Source organism: Embleya sp. NPDC005575, assembly GCF_040605455.1.
Classification (GTDB): Bacteria; Actinomycetota; Actinomycetes; order Streptomycetales; family Streptomycetaceae; genus Embleya.
In genome coordinates, this window is record NZ_JBEXCV010000094.1 from 17,908 (window position 1) to 36,119 (window position 18,212).

Here is an 18,212-nt window from a genome sequence, read left to right on the forward strand (position 1 = left end):
GGAATTCCTCGATCTCATGATTTCTCGTGCGACCTAAGAATCGGGCTCCGGGGAATCGCGAACAACGCGAGATCGGACAACGGATGTTGCCTCTGGGTCAACGATGCGATGTCGTCGCCGCAGGTGGGCCGGCGCTTGGAGGAACGCACCGTTGAGCGCCCTTCAACGGTATGCCAGGATCATGCACCGTCCGGAATCGTTCGGGTCAGGTCGGACATCGATCAAACTGCGTAAACCGGCACCTGTGGTGCTGCGGGGGATGGGGCCGTATGGAGCGTCAAGAGATCGAGATCTTCCTGGTCCTCGCCGAAGAACTGCACTTCGGCCGTACGGCGGAGCGCCTGCACATCTCCACGGGACTGGTCAGCAAGACCGTCAAGAAGATCGAGCGGAGCCTGGACGTGGAGCTCTTCGAGCGGACCAGCCGGCGCGTGGTGCTCACGGACGTCGGCGGCAAACTGCGTGACGACCTGCGCCCGCACCAGGAGGGGATCCAACAGGCGATGCATCGGGCGCGGCTGGCCCGGCACGGGATCACCGGCGCACTGACGGTCGGCTTCATGAGCGTCCTGGCCGGCAGCCTGGTCAGCCGGGGCCGCGAGCGGTTCATCGCGGACAACCCCGAGTGCTCGGTGCGCGTGGTCGAGACGCAGGTCCACCACTTCGTGTCGCAGCTGCGCGACGGCAGCGCCGACGTCCTGCTCATGTCGCTGCCGGTCAACGAACCAGACATCACCATCGGCCCGGTCGTCAGTCGCCAGGACCGCTATGTCGTGGTGTCGGCCGACCACCGCTTCGCGGGCCGTGAGTCGGTGGCGTTCGAGGAGCTGGCGGACGAAACCTTCCCAACGGCCGTCTCCTCGTTCCCGGACTACGCAGTCGACTATCATGCACCGCGCCACACGCCCACCGGCCGCCGCATCCAGCGGTCGCCGGAACCGGTCGCCACCTACGCGGAAGCCCTCGCGATGGTCGCCGCCGGCCGCATGATCGCCATGGGCGACGCCCAGTTGATGCAGTTCTACGGCCGCCCCGACCTCGTGTACGTACCGGCCCCCGACATGCCGCCGATGGACTTTGCCCTGCTGTGGCGCACCCGTGACGACGACGACGAGCGCATCCGCGCCTTCGTGGACGCGACCGTGTCCGCCGTACCCCAGCCACCCGGCGCGCAGCAGGCCGCAGCGGGCCCCGAACCTTCCTGAACCTTTCGGGGGCGTCCGGGCGGTCCGCCCGGCACGGGATCACCACCCGGCGCCGCCGGAGCGTCCGGCCAGGACCAGGTCGCCGCGACATGATCCGCCGATGTAGCCGGCCTTTTGCGCCGGTGACAGATCCCTCGCCCGTTGTTGTGACGAAGTGTGCCCGGATGCGGCGCGTGGTGGGGCATTCACCGTCCACAGCGCCAACGTGGCCCACGTGGCCGCAGGTTTACGCGTGCGGCACTCGACGTTGTCAACGACGGCGAACATCTGCGCCCATCTGACCCGGCAGGCCGCCCACGGTGCCGTCGACGCCATCGAAGGAAGCCCTCGCCGGTGCCGAGAGAGTGGACGTGGCGAGGAACCCGCCGAATCGGTTGCGACCACATCGCGACTACCCGGCTTGGCTGCGCGACCTGTTCAAACCGCTCTGCACGGCTGCGATCGCGGGCCGATCGCTCGTGAGTCCCAAAGCCGAGCGGCCGGTCGTGCGACCACACTGAGACCACCACACCCCAGAACGCGGAAAAGGCCGCCTTCTCGATTCTGAGAAGACGACCTCCGACCTGCGTAAAACGCTGGTCGGGACGACAGGATTTGAACCTGCGACCCCTTGACCCCCAGTTGGGCAAGTCAAGGGTTTTTGCTGGTCAGAGGCCTGCACGTGCACGAACGGCCGTGCTGTTCCACCTGATTCGTGTGTTTCTGTGCATGACGTGTGGTCCCCACGTGGTCCCCAAGCCCGCGACGGTCGATCGGGAGGACAGAACGATGGTGCCATCGTTAAACGTGACTTGGGCGCCGAACGGTGCCGTTCATGAGACGGTCGCGCCGAGTTCGTCCATGAACTGGTGCGACATGGTGGTCAAGGAGCCGAGGATCCTGGCCTTCTGGGCCTCGAACTCGCTTTTGCCGAGTACGCCTTGGTCTTTGAGCTCGCCCAGATCCTTGAGCTGGGCGATCCTGCTGCTCGTTTTGCCGGCCGGTGCCGGCGGGGCGGGCGCAGCTTGGTAGGCGGGCTGAGGTGCAGCTTGCTCTGCGTCCTGCTGGGCCCAGCGGCCGGCCTGCCGTCGGGAGACTCGGTTGACCGCGGTGGCGGTCCCGGCGATCACGGTGGTGCGGGCGATCCTGCGAAGAAGGCCTGGCATGCCGATTCTCCTCGGGGGGTTCGACAAAAGTGGTCGGGAGGGATTCAGGACTTGGACCCGGCGGGAGCTGGTCGCCGAGGCGGTGCGCGGCTCGCTGGAGCGGGGCCCGCCCGCACGACGGCGCGGTCATCGGGGGCTGGGATCCTGGCCGTCGAGGTGGCGTCTGTCCTCCTACGGACGCCAGACGATCAAGACCGAGGAGCCGGCGATGCGGCGTGATTCGAGGTCGTGGTGGGCTTCGGGGCGGCGAGGGAGCGCGAAAGCGCTGGTTGATGACGCCGGTGATGCGGCCCGCAGACGTTGGACCGAGATCGGTGGGGCCGTCGGCAGCCGCGACATCGAGTTGGCGCGTCGTGGCGCGTCGGTTGTTGCGCGGGCGCGGGCTCAGGCGATGTCGTCCCATTGGTCCAGGAGGGCGTCCGTGAGGACGTCGCCCAGTGGCTCCGGGCCCCGGTCCAGTGGCAGTTCGGCCCAGATGACCTTGCCGTGCGGGTTGTATCTGGTGCCCCAGCGTTCGGCGAACTTCGCCACGAGGAAAAGACCTCGGCCGCCCTCGTCCGTGGTGGCCGCACGCCGCAGGTGCGGGGAAGTGCTGCTCCCGTCGGAGATCTCGCAGATGAGGATGCGGGTGCGAAGAAGCCGGACCCGGATCGGCTGGGTGCCGTAGCGAATGGCGTTGGTGACCAGCTCGCTGAGGACGAGTTCGGCGGTGAACTCGATGTCCCCCAAGCCCCACGCGTCGAGTTGGCGGGCGCACGCCGCCCGGACGCCCGCCACGGCCGCCGGATCGGACGGGACGTCCCACGTCGCGACCCGCGCCGGGTCGAACAGCCGCGTGCGGGCCACCAGCAGCGCGATGTCGTCGCTGGGACGTCCGCTGAGCATCGCTCCCATGACCGTGTCGCAGGTCTGTTCGGGTGTGGCGTCGGCGCCGCTGGAGGCGAGGGCCGTCCCCAGCATCCGCAGGCCGGTGTCGAGATCGCGCCGGCGGTCCTCGATGAGGCCGTCGGTGTACAGCACCAGGCGCGACCCTTCGGGCAGGACCATGTCGACGCAGTCGATCGGCAGGCTGCCGTTGAGGCCCAATGGCAGCGACGCGGGCACGTCCGGGAAGGACACCTCGCCGCCCGGTGTGACCAGCGCCGGACCCGGATGCCCCGCGCGGGCCACCGTGGCGCGGCCGGACACCGGGTCGTACACGGCGTACAGGCACGTGGCGCCGGTGATCTGCCGAGTTTCGTCCGGGTCGTCCGATTCGCGGTCGATGCGGGCCACCAAGTCGTCGAGGTGGCCGAGCATTTCGTCGGGAGGCACGTCGAGCGCGGAGAAATTGTGAACGGCGGTGCGCAGCCGTCCCATCGTCGCGGCCGCGTGCAGTCCGTGCCCGACCACGTCGCCCACGACCAGCGCGACCCGCGCACCCGGCAGCGGGATGACATCGAACCAGTCGCCGCCGACACCCGCCTGCGCGGGCAGGTAACGGTATGCCGCGTCCACCGCGTCCAGTTCGGGCAGTCCGCCGGGCAGCAGGCTCCGTTGGAGCGTCACCGCCATGGCGTGTTCGCGGGTGTAGCGACGGGCGTTGTCGATGGACACCGCCGCCCGGGCGGTGAGCTGTTCGGCGAAGGAGACGTCCTCGGCGTCGAACGGCTCGGACGAGTTGCAGCGCCAGTACGTTGCCATGCCCAGCACCACGCCGCGAGCCCGCAGCGGCACGGAGATCAGCGAGCGGAGGCCGTAGGCAAGCACGCGTTCCGCGCGTTCCGGGTCCTGCGCGACCCAACCCTCGGCGGCGGCCAGGTCCGGTTCCAGGACCGGTCGCAGGGCCGCGAGTGCGGCTCCCATCGGCGTCGTGGGCCCGAAGTCGATCGGAACGCCGGTCGGATAAAGCGGCGGCGGCCGATCCGGGTCGGCCCACCGGGTCGCCGCGCGCCGCATGCGGGCGGCACGGCCGGGAGGCTCGGCGCCGCTCAGGACCGGGTCGAGGAGGTCCACGGTGACGATGTCGGCGAACCGGGGTACACCGACCTCGGCGAGCTCCTCGGCGGTGTGCAGGATGTCCAGCGTGGTGCCGATCCGCACGCTCGCCTCGTACAGCAGGTTCAGCCGCTGCCGGGTCTCCTCCACGCGACCGGCCAGCGCCTGGAGCTCGGTGGAGTCCCGCAGGGTCACCGCGCAGCCGGCCGGACCGTACGGGGCCGTCGGGCGGCTGTTCACCGCGAGCAGCCGATCGCCTGCCGGGTGCACCTCGTCCGTGGCGGCCCGCCCGGACACGAGCAGCTCGGTCAGCGCCGGGTCCAATCCGAGTTCTGCGGCGCCGCGGCCTTCGACGTCTTCGGGCAGGTCGAGCAGATGCCGCGCTTCGTCGTTGGCGAGCAGTACGCGACCGTCGGCGCCGGTGATGAGCACGCCTTCGCGTACGGCGTGCAGGACCGCGTCGTGGTGCTCGTACATGCGGGTGATGTCGGCGGGCTGCAGCCCGCGCGTCTGCCGGCGCAGGCGGCGGCTGATCACCGCGGCCCCGATCGCGGTGACGGCCAGTGCGCCGACGGCGCCGCCGAGCAGCAGCGTCCACTGGCGGTACACGGTGTCGTTCACGCTCGCCACGGTGATCCCCGCCCCCACAAGGCCGAGCGGGGCGCCGTCGGGTCCGTACACCGAGACCGCCGAGATGACGGCATCGCCCTGGTCCGTGGGGTATCTGAAGGTCACCGTGCCTTCGGCGAAGAATCGTGGCATGTCGTCGTCGGTTCGCTGACCGAGGAGCTCCGGGTAGGGCGTGGCCAAGCGGACCGCGGTCGGACTGAGAATCGTGATCAAGTCGACGCCCGTCGCCTTGCGGATCCGTTCGGCCATCGGTTGCAGCACCGCCGAGGGGTCGGGGCTCTGCAACGCGGGGACCATTCCCGGGGCGTACGCCAATGCCTCGGCGACGTCCAGGCTCCGTTGGCGTGCGTCCCGCTCGACATCGCGGCGGGCCTGTAGCACCAGCGCGGCCACAACCGCGATGACGAGCAGCAGGACCACCGCGAGCTGGAGCAGGAACATCTGGCCCGCGACGCTGCGCGAGCCCGGCAGGAATCGTCGTCGGGTCGGAGCTGGAGGGCCGGGCGGAGCCGGATCGCGGCCCGCCTTGTCCAACGGCCGCGGACGCCACCGGGGGAAGCGACGTGGCCGCGACGTGGACGGTCGATGAAAACGCCCCATAATGTGACATGTTTAGCATTTCGTACATTGGCTGTCCAAAGCGCACACCGCCCCAGCCCCGCAATCCTCGGCGGGCCCCTGCGACGGGCCGCGGAACGCTTCCAGGTCTCGGTGACCACCGCCGCCCGATGGGCCGCCCGCTACCGTCGGTCGTCGACGACGCAGCGGTGTGGGTGTGCGCCGGTGTCGGGCCAGCCAAGCCCCCACGTCCTCGCCGCCGACGGTGTGTCCGGGCACGAGCTCGTCGAGGCTTCCGCCGCTCTCGGTGTGCAGTCGTACCGCCGTGAGTATGCGTTGCCAGTCCAGGGACCACCGCCGGGCCGGGTCGTCGCGTCCGGTGGGGTTGCAGTCGGGGTCGATCGCGGCGAGCCGCTCCCAGCGTTCGGCCCAGCGGTCGGGGTTCTTGCGGGATTCGAGGGGGCGGCGGCAGTTGGCGAGAAATTGTCCGACGGGGTAGTTGTTGACGGCGGCGTTCTTGGGCGCGGCCAGATGCCCGTGGACGGCGTTGTTCGCTGATCCATTGCCCGACGGGGTGGCTGGTTCCGGTCTCGGCGTCGTAGTCGATGGCCTCCAGCGGGACGTTCAGGTCGCCGTGGGTGGTGTGCCATCGTCGGGCGGCGAGGTAGCCGCGGCGCCAGTCCCGGCGTTCGGGGTCGATGACGCGCAGTTTGATGAAGTCGGTGAGGAGGGCGGGATCGCGCTCGGTCATGAACCTCACGAGGAACCGCTCTTCGACGTCCTCAGATTCCTCGCCCCCGCCGCCCTCGGAGTCCTCTTCGATCTGCTCGCCTTCGCTGTCCATGGCCTTCGAGGCCTCGTCGTCGTCGGCGTCGGTGTCCGTCGATGCCGTGAGCCGGACGTGGCTGCCGCTGGGTGCGGGTGTGGCGAGCATGTCCAGGACGCGGCTGTCGTGGGCGGCCAGGGCGTGGAGGACGCGGACGAGGAAGTGGTAGGAGTCGGAGACGAGCATGTCGTCGGGTTGTTCGCCGGCGGCGAGGAGGATGGGCACGATGATCGTCGCGGTGCGGCCTTCGTGGGGTTCCTGGCGCAGGACGCGGCCGATGGCCTGGACGATTTCGATCACGCTGAGTTTGGGGTCCATGAAGGCGACCGCGTCGGCTCGCAGGTCGACGCCTTCGGCGAGGACGCGGACGTTCGAGAGCACCGCCCGCCGCCTCACCACCCCGCCCCGGTCGGGGACCTCGAAGAGTGGGGCGGGTTCGCGGTCGGTGTGCGCGGCGAAGTCGCCCAGCACCCGCCGCCGATGCTCGCTCTCGTGTTCCCCGCACAGCCACTCCGCCCACACCGCCGCCGGGTACCGCTGCGGGTTCGTCTCGTGGAGTCGCTTGGCGACGTCGGGCAGGCTCTCCGCGCACGCCTGGGCCTCGGCGGTCCGCGCGTGGTAGGCGATGACCGTGTTCAGATCCTGGTCGGCGGCGACCCGCAGCACGGCGGTCTGCAGGGCGGCCAGGCGCGGCCCGGTACTCCTCGACCTCTTCCAGTGTGTGTCGGCCCGGGCCTCGGTTGAGGTCGAGGCCGCCGGTCGCGGCCAGGTTCTGGACGGTGGGGTCGGCGACGTCGACCACCACGATCCGAGGCCTTGCGAGCCCAGGCGCACCCCGGCCGCGAGTTCCAGCCGGTGGACGGTGGGGCCGAAGATTTCCTCGTTCTCCCTGGACGGAACCGCGTGGACCGGCAGCGGCGAGTGGACCGGACGTCCACCGCGCACCCGAGGCGGCCCGGCGCCGCCCTCGTCGTCCTCGTCACCTTCGTCGTTCCGGCCGACTTCGTCCTCGGCAAGGTTGTCGATCCCACCCGGGGCCGCCGCGTCCGGGTTGTCCCACGCGTCGTCGTCGGCGAGGATCGGGGGCCGTTCGGCTTCGCCCTCGCCGGTGCCTTCGCCGTAGGTGCTGTTGGCGGGCGGTTCCCACACGCGCGGGGTCGCGGTCAGGTACAACCGCCCCTGGGCCGGAAGGCGTCGGTCGTCGTGGACGGCTCCCACCTTCGCGAGCGATCCGCTGGTGCGGTGTCCCTCGTCGCCACACACGAGCCGCCACGGCTTCAAGCGCAGCCCGTACACGCCCGTGTGGGCGTCGAGGATGGTGCCCAGCGACTGGTAGGTGGCGTACACGGTCAGCGGCCCGTCGGCCCCGGCCCACAGGGCCAGTTGCGGGGCGCTGGTGGTCGCTCGCACCCCGGCGCCGCTCAACGCCACGTCGCCGCCGAGGGAGCACACCGCCAGTTGCGTCCCGCCCACGCGCCCGGCCCGCTGCCAGGCCCGGACGGTCTGGACGAGGAGGTCGAGGGTGGGTACCAGGACCAGGACGCGGTCGTGCGCGGCGAGGGTTGTGGCGGTTGCGGCGGCGACCCGGGTCTTGCCGCAGGCGTACCGGGAGACCCGGGCTCCGGGCCCGGGTCTCCCGGCGGGCGTGCCCCTGTGCGTTGGTCAAAGTGGTCGGGTCGGTGTTGGGTGCGAGCTCAGCCGGCACTCTGGTTGCCATGAGTGATGGAGCGCCCGTGCGGGAGTCGAGTGACGAGGGCATGCGTCCGTGCGTCTTCTGTGGTCACCCGGTCGTGATCGACTCGATCGACGAATACGACTGCGCTGTTTGTGGTGAGCGTGACGAGGACCGGCCCGACGTGGCGACCCGAGACTCGTAGAAGGTGCCGTCGCGGAGCATCGCGAAGAGCACGTCGGCGGCGGAGGGTGGTCGTCCAAGGCTTCGACGTTGAGACCGCGAACCTCTGCATCGGCGCGGGCACGAGGTGGTCGTGCGCCGGTGTCGGCTCGACTGGAGAGCGGAAGGACCGTGCCCTGGATGGTCACTCGCCCGGCGTCTTGGTCCAGGATCGCCTTGTCCGGGCCCGTACGGACCACGCACGACGAGATCTTCTGCTCGGTGCCCGAATTGCTCCCGGTACCGGAAGAGGCCCGGCAGGCCGGGCCCCGCACAGTGCATGATCGTGGACGTGACAGGGATCGACACGACGTGGCCGACGGCGAACTGGCTGAGGAAGAAACGCCGCCCGGTGGCGCCGTCACGTTGGTCACTTCCCTGTCGACGACTCCGTTCGTGTGGATGACGCACGCGGTGGTCATGCCGGCCCTCTCGGTCGGCTGTCGACAACCCTCGACAGTTGGCGCGACCGTACCTGGCCGGCAGTTCCCCGGCCGGCGTGGATGTTCCCTTGGGCGGGTAGCACGGCAGCCAGGAGCGGCAACCAGGCCCGTTCACCTGTCCGGGGATGCCCGTTGCCTGGATCACCCGCTCCGTTGCGGCCCGTCCGCTCGCGACCGTGGGCGGACCCGACGACCGCCCGCACGGGGCGTGCGGGCGGCCGTCGGGCAGACGAGGGACCTGGAATATCCGTCGTCAGCGCTGCTTTGGCAGCCGCGGCCGTTCGGCGTCCGGGTCGTCGGAGCGGTCGAAGGCTCCGGGACGGGAGAGGTCGTCGAGGAGCTCGTCGATGAGTTCCTGGGTGACGTGCGGCATGACGTAGACGTGGCTGTAGTCGTGGCGGCGGCCGCCGAGGTTGAGCGGGACGCAGGCCAGGGAGTACTTCTGCGTGATCTCGGCCCGGGGCTGCTGGAACCAGACGCTGAGCGCGTGGTCGCCGTGGCCGACCTCGATGCCGTCCTCGGCCCAGGGCTCACCGCGCTCCTGCAACTGCGAGCTCAGCAGCCTGAGGCGATCGGCCGTGTACTCGGCGATCCGCAGAACCTCCGCGGCCTGCCGTACCTGCTGCTCCTCGCTGAACTGGGCGAGGTGGTTCCACATGGCCAGGGAGGCGAATCCGCTGCGGGAGCCGGCGAAGGTGCTGTCCGGGGAAGAGACGACCGCCGGGTCGGACGGCGGGCGCAGCTTGGATCCCGCGCGGGACATGTAGATCCCGGTGGGGACGGGCGCGCCGGGGTACTTGTGGCCGCTGGTGACGATCGAGGACACCTCGGGGATCCGGAAGTCGAAGACTGGGGGCGCGCTGTCGACGAGACCCGTGTCACGGGCCTTCTCCAGATAAGGGGCGTAGGCGCCGCCCAGCGCTCCGTCGACGTGGATCCAGTAGCCGTTGCGGATACTGACCCGATCGGGGTCGTCGGGGTCGAAGCGCACGGTGCGGTCGACCAGGTTGTGCTTCTCGAAGACGGGGCGCAGCCGCTCGCAGGCCGCCCGGACGTCGTCGTAGGCGCCCTTGAAGACGCTGCCGATGTTGAAGTTGACCAGGACGGGGTGCCCCTTGGCGGCGAAGAAGTCCACGAAGGCGACGAGGGCGTCGACATCGACGGTGCCGGGCCCCTCGTCGCCGCCGGTGGTCGGGACGCCGCCGAGGGGCCAGCCGTTGTACGTCTGCGTGCCGGTGCCGGCCATGTCGATGGGGCACTCGCCCGGGTAGAGACTTCCGCCCAGATCGTAAAAGGTCGGGATGTCCAGCACCCGCATGGCCTTGATGTGGGAGTAGTGGGTCTCCTGTGAGAAGAACGCCACGGGGGAGTAGGCGTTGGGGTTGTCGTCCGGGTGTCTCGCTCGCAGGTAGGTGGTGCGGCAACTGGCGTCGCCGGAGACCTCGTCGCGTACCAGGGCGTTGCCGTCGAGGTAGTCACGGGCGTTCCACATGGCGTAGAGGTTGCCCTCGGTGCTGCCCATGGACAGGACGTAGCCCCACCCGTCCTGATCCCGCGGGTTGGCCGGGTCCTGGGGCAACGGGGCGTGCCACAGGCGGGCGTAGTGCTCCAGGACCGCGCGCTCCAGCCACCGGGAGTGGAGGCTGTAGTTGCTGTCGACGAACGGGTCCCCGATGTTGTTGATGTGGTAGCCCAGGAAACGGCCGAGGGCGGCGTGACCGTCGAGGGACAGGTTGACCTGGTAGCCCAGCAGACGCCCGCTCCGCTCGCCGAGGTACCCCTCCAGCTTGGCGAGGACCGCGTTCCGCTGCTCGTCGGTGTAGGCGTCGGTGCCCAGTCGGTAATCCTCGTTGTTCGGCAGTGCGGTCAGCCGCACATCGGAGTGTTCGATAGTCATTCAATATCCGATTCTGAGCGATTCCGCGAAACGGCAGCCGGCGTCGACCAGGACAGCGGCAAACGTCTCGGAAAGTACTCGGGTCAATGAGGCGAAGCGAGTTCGTTACCTACCGGGGCCCGGCCGCCCGGCATTCGCCAACGTGGGTGGCCGGTGCGTCGACCATGGCCTTGGGAACAGTGGCCATCGGGCGGTTCGACCGCTTGTCGCCGGGCGTCTCACAGGCCACAGAATATGGATAATTCGGTGCCTCGACTACCGGATCGTCGATGTTTATCGTCCGCTAATCATTTCGGGTGAATCGACGGCTTATCCGGGGTGTCCGCGTCGGGTCGACCGGTATGGCCGGCCTCGAATCGGCAGCCCATTTCGGGGCTCGCCCTCACGACGGTGCGCGGTCGACCGCAACGCCGTAGTCGGCCCGAAACTGATCGGAAAATCGATTCAAGCTGGAATTTTCCGACTGCTTTGCCAGTCTCCGAATCACTCCGTTTGGGCGGTCTCTGACGCTGTCACGTTCTCCTTTACCGATCCTGGCAAGCCTGTTCGTCGTGTGGTGGCAGGTACGGCGAGGAGGTCTGGTGCGAAGGGGGATGGTGCTGGGGGATCTTCGGGTCCAGCCGTTGAAGCGGGGGGCGCGTGGTCCTACACGATCGTGTGGCCGGAGGGCATCGATACTCTGCGCGTGTGATCCTTCTCGACACGAACCAACTGCGTCGAGTACTTCCCGGCAACCCGACGCTGACCCTGCTCGTGTCGAGTTCGTACAGGCCCTGGAAGTCCCAAGCAACTCGCCGAGCGCGCCGCGTTGATCGATGCAGCAGCGCGTCGAGGACGCCCGCGAGTTCGGCCTACGGGCGGTGCCAGTGACGCGAGCCTGCTCAGCGCGTGGGAATCGGGCCGTAGCGGACGGCGGGGGTCGAGGGCGCGTGCCGCGTGGGCGTAGCCGCCGTGCCGCGCAGCACGGTGAGGAATTCGTCCGCGCGGGCGTAGCGCTCGGCTTTGGCCAGGTGGTCGCCGAAGCGGGCCTGTTCGTCGCGTTCGCCGGCTCCGGTTGTTGATGGGCTTGGAGGTCAGTGCCGTGTCTTTCGTGCGCGACTACGTCGAGTTGCACTTCGGCGGGCCGGTATTGCGGGCTTTGAGTGACCCGGTGGGCGTGTACGGGGGCCGCGAGTGGCGCTTTCCCGAGCCGGGGTCGCTGGAGCTCATGCGCTGCTACATCGGCGAGACCGTCGACGGCTGTGAACTGGATCCGGATCGGATCCTCGCCTTGGACTTCGGGGAGCACCGCTTCATCGTCCCGCTGGACTCCGACACAAGCGGGGGCCCCGAGTCGGCCCACATGGTCGGCGTCGACGTCAACACGCTCCTGCTGCGCGAGTGTGCCAGGGTCTCGGCGGGCTCAGCGAAGGGACGGGTGGCCGAGCTGCGGTCCCTGATGCGCTTCCTTCACCTGCAAGGCGTCATCCCGATGAAACTCGGCGGCGCGGTGCCTCCGGTGGGCGGCTGGCGCTTCGCCTCCCTGCCGCCGACGATGGCGGACGGCGACGTGCAGCGATTGCTGGACCATACTCCGCGCCAAGGGACGGTCGGCGTCCGCGACTACGCGATCCTGGTGCTGGTGGCCAGGCTCGGACTGCGCTCGATCGAGGTGGCCCGACTGCTGCTGGACGACATCGACTGGCGCTGCGGCGAGATCGTCGTCCGAGGCAAGGGACGCCGTGAGGACCGGCTCCCGCTGCCGGCCGACGTCGGCGAGGCATTGGTCGCATACTTGTCCGCCGCAAGGCCTCGCTTGAACGCCCGTCATGTGTTCCTGACCTGCAAGGTTCCGCACGGTCCGATCCGGGCGGACCTGGTCGGCGACGTCGTGGAACGAGCCTGCCTGCGGGCCGGCTCGCCCAAGGTCGGGCCGCACCGCCTGCGCCATGCCCTGGCCGCCGACATGCTCCGCCACGGCGCCGGGCTCACCGCGATCGGGCAGGTGCTCGGGCACCAAGACCTGGCCACCACCGCGCTTTACGCGAAGGTCGACTTCATCGCGCTGCGCGCGGTCGCACAGCCCTGGCCCGGGACGGAGGCGGCATGACCGACCTGCGCCAAGCGCTCGATGACTACCTGCGGCTTCGCCGTTCGCTGGGGCACCAGATGGCCGAAGCGGCGTATCTGCTGCCGGACTTCGTGAGCTTCATGGACAACGGGGGCGAACACACCGTGACCGTGGCCGCCGCGCTGGACTGGATGAAGACCCGCGGGCCCGAGGTGGTCACGACGGTCAGTCCCCGGCGGATTACCGCTGTTCGCGGGTTCGCGCGCTATCTGAGCGGGATCGACCCGGCGACCGAGGTGCCACCGCTGGGACTGGTGCCCTACAACCGGCGACGAGGGCAGGTCTTCCTCTACTCCGATGCCGACATCGCAGCGATCATGGCCGCAGCCAAAGAGACGATCCCTCAACCGTTGCGGGCGGCGACCTATCACACGCTGATCGGGCTGCTGGCCGCGTCCGGCCTGCGCATCGGCGAGGCAATCAAACTGGACCGCGACGACATCGACTGGACCGAGGGCGTGCTGCACATCCGCGAGTCCAAGTTCGGCAAGTCCCGGCTGGTCCCGCTGCAGGACAGCGCCGCGAACGCGCTGCGCGAGTACGGCACACTGCGCGAAAGGTTGATGCCCAGGCCCAAGAACCCCGCGTTCTTCATCTCCCTCACCGCCAAGCGGCTGATCTATGCCTGCGTCCATCCGGTGTTCCGGGCCCTGGTCGACACCGCCGGAGTCGGTTTGGACGCCCCGCACAGACCTCGACTGCACGAGCTGAGGCACACCTTCGCCGTTCGAACCCTGCTGCACTGGTATCGCGCCGAGGACAACGTCCAGGCGAGGATCCCGTCGCTGTCGACCTATATGGACACCGCGAACCGGCCTGCACCTACTGGTACCTGTCGGCGGCCCCGGAACTGCTCGCTCTGGCCGCCGCCCGCCGCGAGGGCATCCTGAAAGCGGCCCGCTCATGACCCTGATCGCACTCACCCTGCAGGCGTTCTTCACCGACCGGCTCGCCCGCGAACGCCAGGCCAGCCCCTGCACCATCGCCGCCTACCGCGACGCGCTCCGCCTCCTGCTCGGCTTCGTCCAGCAGCGGACCGGCACCGCTCCGGCGAAGCTGGACTGGAACGACCTGAACTCGGACGTGATCTCCGCGTTCCTCAATCACCTGGAGGACGAGCGCGGCAACACCAGAACCCGCAACGTCCGCCTGACCGCGATCCGCTCCCTGTTCTCCTACGCCGCCCTCCAGCATCCCGAACACGCCCTGCTCATCCAGCGGGTCCTGGACATCCCGCCCAAGCGGTACGACAAGAGGACCGTCACGTTCCTGACCGGCCAGGAGGTCGACGCGCTGCTGGCAGCACCAGATCCGAAGCGCTGGGAAGGAAGACGGGACAAGGCCATGCTGGCCCTGGCCGTTCAGACCGGCCTGCGCGTCTCCGAACTCACGAGCCTGAACTGCGACGACATTGCCCTGGGCGACGGCGCTGCCGTCCGTTGCGAGGGAAAGGGACGCAAGCAACGAACCGTCCCACTCGACCGCCCTGTCCAGAACCTGCTCAGCGCCTGGCTGAACGAACGCGCCGGGCGCCGCGGCGACCCCCTCTTCTGCACTCGCACCGGGCGCCGCCTCAGCCGCGACGCCGTCGCACAACGCCTGACCACTCACACCCAGACCGCCGCGAAAACCCGCCCGTCCCTATTGGACAAGAGCATCCACCCCCACGTCCTGCGGCACATTGTCTCCGCTTGGTTTCCGTGTGGCTATTGACTCCAACCGAGCGCCGGCGGCGCGGCGGGTGGCGGGGTCGGCAGTGCGGTGGCGGCAGTGCGATGGCGGCCGGGTGGCGATCGCTCGGAGAACGGTTCAATCGACGGCATCGCGCAGCAGATCCCGCAGTTTCAGTGCCGCCGGTAGCGGGGCGGCGGGCAGTGCCACATGGACGGTCCGGCGCAGGCCCGGGTCGGTGAGGCGGCACAGGACGAGTTCGTCGGGGACCGCCCACGCGGCCAGCGAGGGGACCAGCGCCACCCCCAGCCCGGCCGCGACGTAGCCGAACTTCCCGGTCCACTCCGCGATCCGGATGACCTTCCTCGGCGTGAAGCCCGCCCGCGCGCAGGCGTCGGCGAGCATGGTCGGGCGGTCGCCGTACGCGTCCTGGAGCCATGCCTCCTCGCGCAGTTCGGACAGGTCGAGCGTCCCGGATCCGGCCAGTCGGTGCCCGGGCGGGAGAGCGACGCACAGGTCGTCTTCGCACAGCACGCTCGTCGTGACCCCGTCGGCCGACGGCAGGCCGGAGGGGTAGTCGCTGACGACGGCGAGGTCCAGCGCCCCGTCCCCGAGGCGCTCCATCAGGGTGCCGGTCCGGCCCTCGACCGCGACGACCTCGACGTCGGGCCGGGCGTCCTGGAGTGCCCGCAGGGCGGTGGGCACCAGTGAGATGTTGGCGGTGGAGAACGCCCCCATGTGCAGCAGGCCGCCCTGCCCCGCTTGCAGCACCGCCAGTTCCCGCCGGGCCCGGGACAGCCGGTCGAGCACCTCCAGTGCGTGCCGGTGCAGCGTACGGCCGGCGGGATTGAGCCGTACGCCGCGAGGAAGCCGCTCGAAGAGCGGTCCGCCCGCCTGGTGTTCCAACGTGGCGATCCGCCGGGACACCGCGGACTGCGTGTAGTTGAGCCGGACCGCCGCTTTGGTGAACGACCCGGTTTCGGCCACGGTCACGAGCAGCCGCAGCGCGTCGATCTCGAACACGTTCGTTCCGCCTTCCGGATCCTGTTGTCCTGTCCCGCGGCATCTTCCCTCAACACATTCCTCGGGCGTATGGATCCCATGCAATCCGGTCGTTGGTGGAATGCCTCGCCCCGCCCTAGCGTCGTCCACGCGGCGGTGCTCCGGAGGGGAACGGGCTCCGCCGCTCCACCGGCCCATGCGATCCGAGGGGTAACTGTGCTGTTGTATACGGGAATCGAGACGGGGCCGTACCGGTGACCCGGTCGTCCGCGCTCGCGTTGCCGGCGATGCTGGCCGATCTGGAGGAACTCGTGCTCTGCGAGTCCTTCTCGGCTGACCACGCGGCGGTGGCGCGCAGCGCCGAGGTGGTCGGCGCCCTCGGGTCAAGGCTGTTGGGGGCCGATCCGGAGACGATCGTGATCGACGGTGTGACCCATCTGCGGTGGGCCTTCGGCACCCCGCGGGTGCTGTTGGTGGGACACCACGACACGGTGTGGCCCATGGGCTCGCTGCGGACCCACCCCTGGTCGGTGGCCGACGGGATCGCCCGCGGCCCCGGCGTTCTGGACATGAAGGCGGGCCTGGTGCAGATGATCCATGCGCTGGCCTCGCTGCCCTCCCCGGACGGGGTGTGCGTACTGGTCAACGGGGACGAGGAGGTCGGTTCCGGGACCTCCCGGGAGCTGATCGAGGAGTCCGCGCGGGGGTGCGCGGCCGCCTTCGTACTGGAGGCGGCCGCGGACGAGGAGGGCGCGCTCAAGACCGCACGCAAGGGCACTTCGCGGTACGAGGTCGTGGTGCACGGCCGGGCCGCGCACGCGGGTCAGGAACCGCAGAAGGGGGTCAATGCCGCGGTCGAGGCCGCTCACCAGGTGCTGTCCATCGCCGGCCTCGGGGACTCGATGGGGGCCGTCGGTGTCGCCCGCTCCCTCCTGGGCTTCGCGACCGTCACGCCCACCCTGCTGTCGGCCGGCAGTGCGCGCAACACGGTGCCCGCGCTGGCGAGGGTGTCGGTGGACGTGCGCGTGCCGACCCCGGCCGCGCAGGACCGGGTCGACGAGCTCATGCGGGGGCTCACCGCCCGGACACCCGGAGCCCGGCTGGAGGTGCTGGGCGGCAGGCAACGGCCGCCCATGGAACCGGAGTCCTCCGCCGAACTGTTCGCCCTCGCGTCCCGGCTCGCCGCGGAGCTGGGCCACGAACCGCTGCGGGGGATCGCCGTCGGCGGCGCCTCGGACGGCAACTACACCGCGGCGGTGGGCTGTCCGACGCTGGACGGCCTGGGCGCCGTGGGCGCCGGCGCGCACGCGGACACCGAGTACGTCGAGGTCGCGCGGATGGTCCCTCGCGCCCGGCTGCTCGCTCGACTCATTGATCACACGACTGGCTGAAGCGGCCTGGACGAGGTCGCTCCGATCCGAAACCGAGGCCCCTTTGTGAGCGTGCCGGGTTCCTCGTCCCCTGAAGTTGCCGCACTGGCTTCCCGTAAGGGCTTCGGCCGATTGGAACACACCTTCCTGCCGAGGAAGGAGGTCGACGTGCAGGACAAGTACCGGGGACTGTTCGTCGCCGGTTCCCTGGCCGGCGTCGCCTTTCTGGCGACCGGAGGCGTCCTGCTGTGGGTCTTCGTGACCTGGTGGGTCGCGTTGTACCCCCTCCTCATCTCCGCAATGGCCTTCGCTGTCCTGCTCGAAAGCCCGAACTTCCGGAGGAAACTCGGCGGCCGGCGTCTGCACCTCTTCGAGCAGGGTCTGCTCGTGGACAGGGGCGCCGGGCGGCTGTTCGCGGTCCGCTGGGACCATGCGATCCATTACCAGTCAACAGTCCTGGAAGTGATCGATTACAAGGGCACGCAGACCGCTGTCGGCAACGCGCACACTTCCACCCTGGTGGCGCCCGACGGCGCCAAGGTCTACGTCTCGGATTTCTTCGCCGACTTCGGGACCTGGGCGCCCCTGATCACCGAGGCGATCGCCCGCGCCCAGGTCCAGCAGGTGTGGGAGGCGGTCCGGGCGGGGCGGCGGGCGGGTTACGGCCCGTTCGACCTGGACGCCACCGGCATCACCGCCAAACGCAAAGGGACGCTGCCCTGGTCGGCCGTCGAGACGATCGATGTCCGCGCGGGCTTCGTGGTCGTCCGACGGCACGGAAAGCCCAAACCCTGGGCGCTCACCAAGGTCAATACCGTGCCGAACCTCCTCGTCTTCCTGACCATCGCCTCGAACCTCCACGGCGGGTGACGCCCACGCTGCCGGCCGGCCGTGCGTGGACCGGTGGAGCGTCCCGCCCACCCGAGTTCGGGGTGGACATCCGTCCGTACTCGCCGAGCTCCGACGCGAGCCGATCGTGGCGAACACCAACGGCGGGCTCACCTGCGCGCGGGCCCGCGGCCGAGTCGGCGGGCGCCGACCCAAGCCGACTCCGGACCAGGCCGAGCCGGCCCGGCAGCTCTGGATCCACAAGATCAAGGCATTGGGCCGCCGACGCGACTGGGCTGGTGGGCTCGACGGAAACATCCGCCTGATCGTGGCCAATCTGCATCGCGAATCCAGCGCTCACTCCGGCCCTGCCCAATCGCAACACGCGCTTCACCGCACACGGCCTCTGCGGACACAAGGCACAGTTGCGCCATGTCACTGCTGCAGGCCGGGGTCGACACCACAGTCATCGCGCTCTGGCTCGGCCACGCCGGCGTCCGCTCCACCGACGCCTACGTCCACGCCGACATGACCATCAAGGAGAAGGCCCTGGCCCTGACCGCACCGATCACCGCACGACCGGGCCGCTACACGCCCACCGACAAGGTCCTCGCCTTCCTGGACCGCCTGTGACACCCGACGTCGACGCGCACCTG

The 18,212-nt window shown here is 69.6% G+C and carries 12 protein-coding genes and 3 pseudogenes; 9 read left to right on the forward strand and 6 right to left on the reverse strand.

All coding sequences use genetic code 11. From position 1 onward, the window contains the following. Window positions 1-269 precede the first annotated feature (269 nt). Window positions 270-1,205 (forward strand): LysR family transcriptional regulator, encoded by a 936-nt coding sequence (locus ABZS54_RS27285; protein WP_355541442.1) that lies wholly within the window; start codon window positions 270-272, stop codon window positions 1,203-1,205. An 812-nt stretch (window positions 1,206-2,017) separates the two neighbouring features. Here ABZS54_RS27285 and ABZS54_RS27290 read toward each other — a convergent pair. The 3 genes and pseudogenes from ABZS54_RS27290 to ABZS54_RS27300 all read right to left on the reverse strand — a co-directional run. Further along, entirely contained in the window at window positions 2,018-2,350 is a 333-nt protein-coding gene (locus tag ABZS54_RS27290; RefSeq protein ID WP_355541445.1) for an SHOCT domain-containing protein, read from the reverse strand. A gap of 384 nt (window positions 2,351-2,734) precedes the next feature. Next, window positions 2,735-5,398: a SpoIIE family protein phosphatase gene (locus ABZS54_RS27295; RefSeq protein ID WP_355541448.1), complete on the reverse strand. Its 2,664-nt coding sequence runs from the start codon at window positions 5,396-5,398 to the stop codon at window positions 2,735-2,737. Window positions 5,399-6,071: 673 nt separating this feature from the next. After that, window positions 6,072-7,928: pseudogene (locus ABZS54_RS27300) on the reverse strand (hypothetical protein); the annotation flags it as partial. Between the two features lie 128 nt (window positions 7,929-8,056). On the opposite strand from ABZS54_RS27300, the gene ABZS54_RS27305 reads away from it, so the two are divergent. Further along, window positions 8,057-8,218 carry a hypothetical protein gene (locus ABZS54_RS27305; RefSeq protein ID WP_355541451.1) on the forward strand — a complete coding sequence of 54 codons (162 nt, stop codon included), beginning with the start codon at window positions 8,057-8,059 and terminating at the stop codon, window positions 8,216-8,218. 713 nt (window positions 8,219-8,931) lie between these two features. On the opposite strand, the gene ABZS54_RS27310 is transcribed toward ABZS54_RS27305, so the two are convergent. Together ABZS54_RS27310 and ABZS54_RS27315 are read right to left on the reverse strand one after the other, a co-directional pair. Further along, window positions 8,932-10,575, reverse strand: coding sequence for a histidine decarboxylase (locus ABZS54_RS27310; RefSeq protein ID WP_355541454.1), 1,644 nt, complete (start codon window positions 10,573-10,575; stop codon window positions 8,932-8,934). Between the two features lie 953 nt (window positions 10,576-11,528). Beyond that, window positions 11,529-11,630, reverse strand: a pseudogene (locus ABZS54_RS27315) (alkanesulfonate monooxygenase); the annotation flags it as partial. Between the two features lie 26 nt (window positions 11,631-11,656). Between ABZS54_RS27315 and ABZS54_RS27320 the strand changes: the two are divergent. The 3 genes from ABZS54_RS27320 to ABZS54_RS27330 are packed head-to-tail and all read left to right on the forward strand — an operon-like array spanning window position 11,657 to window position 14,398. Beyond that, window positions 11,657-12,664: a site-specific integrase gene (locus ABZS54_RS27320; RefSeq protein WP_355541457.1), complete on the forward strand. Its 1,008-nt coding sequence runs from the start codon at window positions 11,657-11,659 to the stop codon at window positions 12,662-12,664. After that, on the forward strand, window positions 12,661-13,575 hold the full coding sequence (locus ABZS54_RS27325; protein ID WP_355541460.1) for a tyrosine-type recombinase/integrase: 915 nt from the start codon (window positions 12,661-12,663) through the stop codon (window positions 13,573-13,575). The genes ABZS54_RS27320 and ABZS54_RS27325 overlap by 4 nt, the downstream gene beginning before the upstream one ends. Window positions 13,576-13,588: 13 nt before the next feature. Then, a complete protein-coding gene (locus ABZS54_RS27330) occupies window positions 13,589-14,398 on the forward strand; it encodes a tyrosine-type recombinase/integrase (RefSeq protein WP_355541463.1) in 810 nt (269 codons plus the stop codon). A gap of 96 nt (window positions 14,399-14,494) precedes the next feature. Here ABZS54_RS27330 and ABZS54_RS27335 read toward each other — a convergent pair whose 3' ends face one another. Continuing rightward, window positions 14,495-15,379, reverse strand: coding sequence for a LysR family transcriptional regulator (locus ABZS54_RS27335; RefSeq protein ID WP_355541466.1), 885 nt, complete (start codon window positions 15,377-15,379; stop codon window positions 14,495-14,497). A gap of 266 nt (window positions 15,380-15,645) precedes the next feature. Between ABZS54_RS27335 and ABZS54_RS27340 the strand changes: the two genes are divergently transcribed. From ABZS54_RS27340 to ABZS54_RS27355, 4 genes and pseudogenes are all read left to right on the forward strand, one after another. Continuing rightward, window positions 15,646-16,749, forward strand: coding sequence for a M20 family metallopeptidase (locus ABZS54_RS27340; RefSeq protein ID WP_355541472.1), 1,104 nt, complete (start codon window positions 15,646-15,648; stop codon window positions 16,747-16,749). Window positions 16,750-16,896: 147 nt separating this feature from the next. Beyond that, the gene (locus tag ABZS54_RS27345; protein ID WP_355541469.1) at window positions 16,897-17,598 is read left to right on the forward strand and encodes a DUF6585 family protein; all 702 of its coding nucleotides are present in this window, start codon (window positions 16,897-16,899) and stop codon (window positions 17,596-17,598) included. A gap of 79 nt (window positions 17,599-17,677) precedes the next feature. Beyond that, window positions 17,678-17,779 (forward strand): annotated as a pseudogene (locus ABZS54_RS27350) (recombinase family protein); the annotation flags it as partial. Between the two features lie 125 nt (window positions 17,780-17,904). After that, complete coding sequence (locus ABZS54_RS27355) at window positions 17,905-18,189, forward strand: tyrosine-type recombinase/integrase (RefSeq protein ID WP_355541475.1); 285 nt, start codon at window positions 17,905-17,907, stop codon at window positions 18,187-18,189. Window positions 18,190-18,212: the final 23 nt, after the last annotated feature.

Coding starts and splice junctions, on each gene's coding strand:
- ABZS54_RS27285 (WP_355541442.1), top strand. CDS start 270: ATGGAGCGTCAAGAGATCGAGATCTTCCTGGTCCTCGCCGAAGAACTG.
- ABZS54_RS27290 (WP_355541445.1), bottom strand. CDS start 2,350: ATGCCAGGCCTTCTTCGCAGGATCGCCCGCACCACCGTGATCGCCGGG.
- ABZS54_RS27295 (WP_355541448.1), bottom strand. CDS start 5,398: ATGTTCCTGCTCCAGCTCGCGGTGGTCCTGCTGCTCGTCATCGCGGTT.
- ABZS54_RS27310 (WP_355541454.1), bottom strand. CDS start 10,575: ATGACTATCGAACACTCCGATGTGCGGCTGACCGCACTGCCGAACAAC.
- ABZS54_RS27330 (WP_355541463.1), top strand. CDS start 13,589: ATGACCCTGATCGCACTCACCCTGCAGGCGTTCTTCACCGACCGGCTC.
- ABZS54_RS27305 (WP_355541451.1), top strand. CDS start 8,057: ATGAGTGATGGAGCGCCCGTGCGGGAGTCGAGTGACGAGGGCATGCGT.
- ABZS54_RS27325 (WP_355541460.1), top strand. CDS start 12,661: ATGACCGACCTGCGCCAAGCGCTCGATGACTACCTGCGGCTTCGCCGT.
- ABZS54_RS27340 (WP_355541472.1), top strand. CDS start 15,646: ATGCTGGCCGATCTGGAGGAACTCGTGCTCTGCGAGTCCTTCTCGGCT.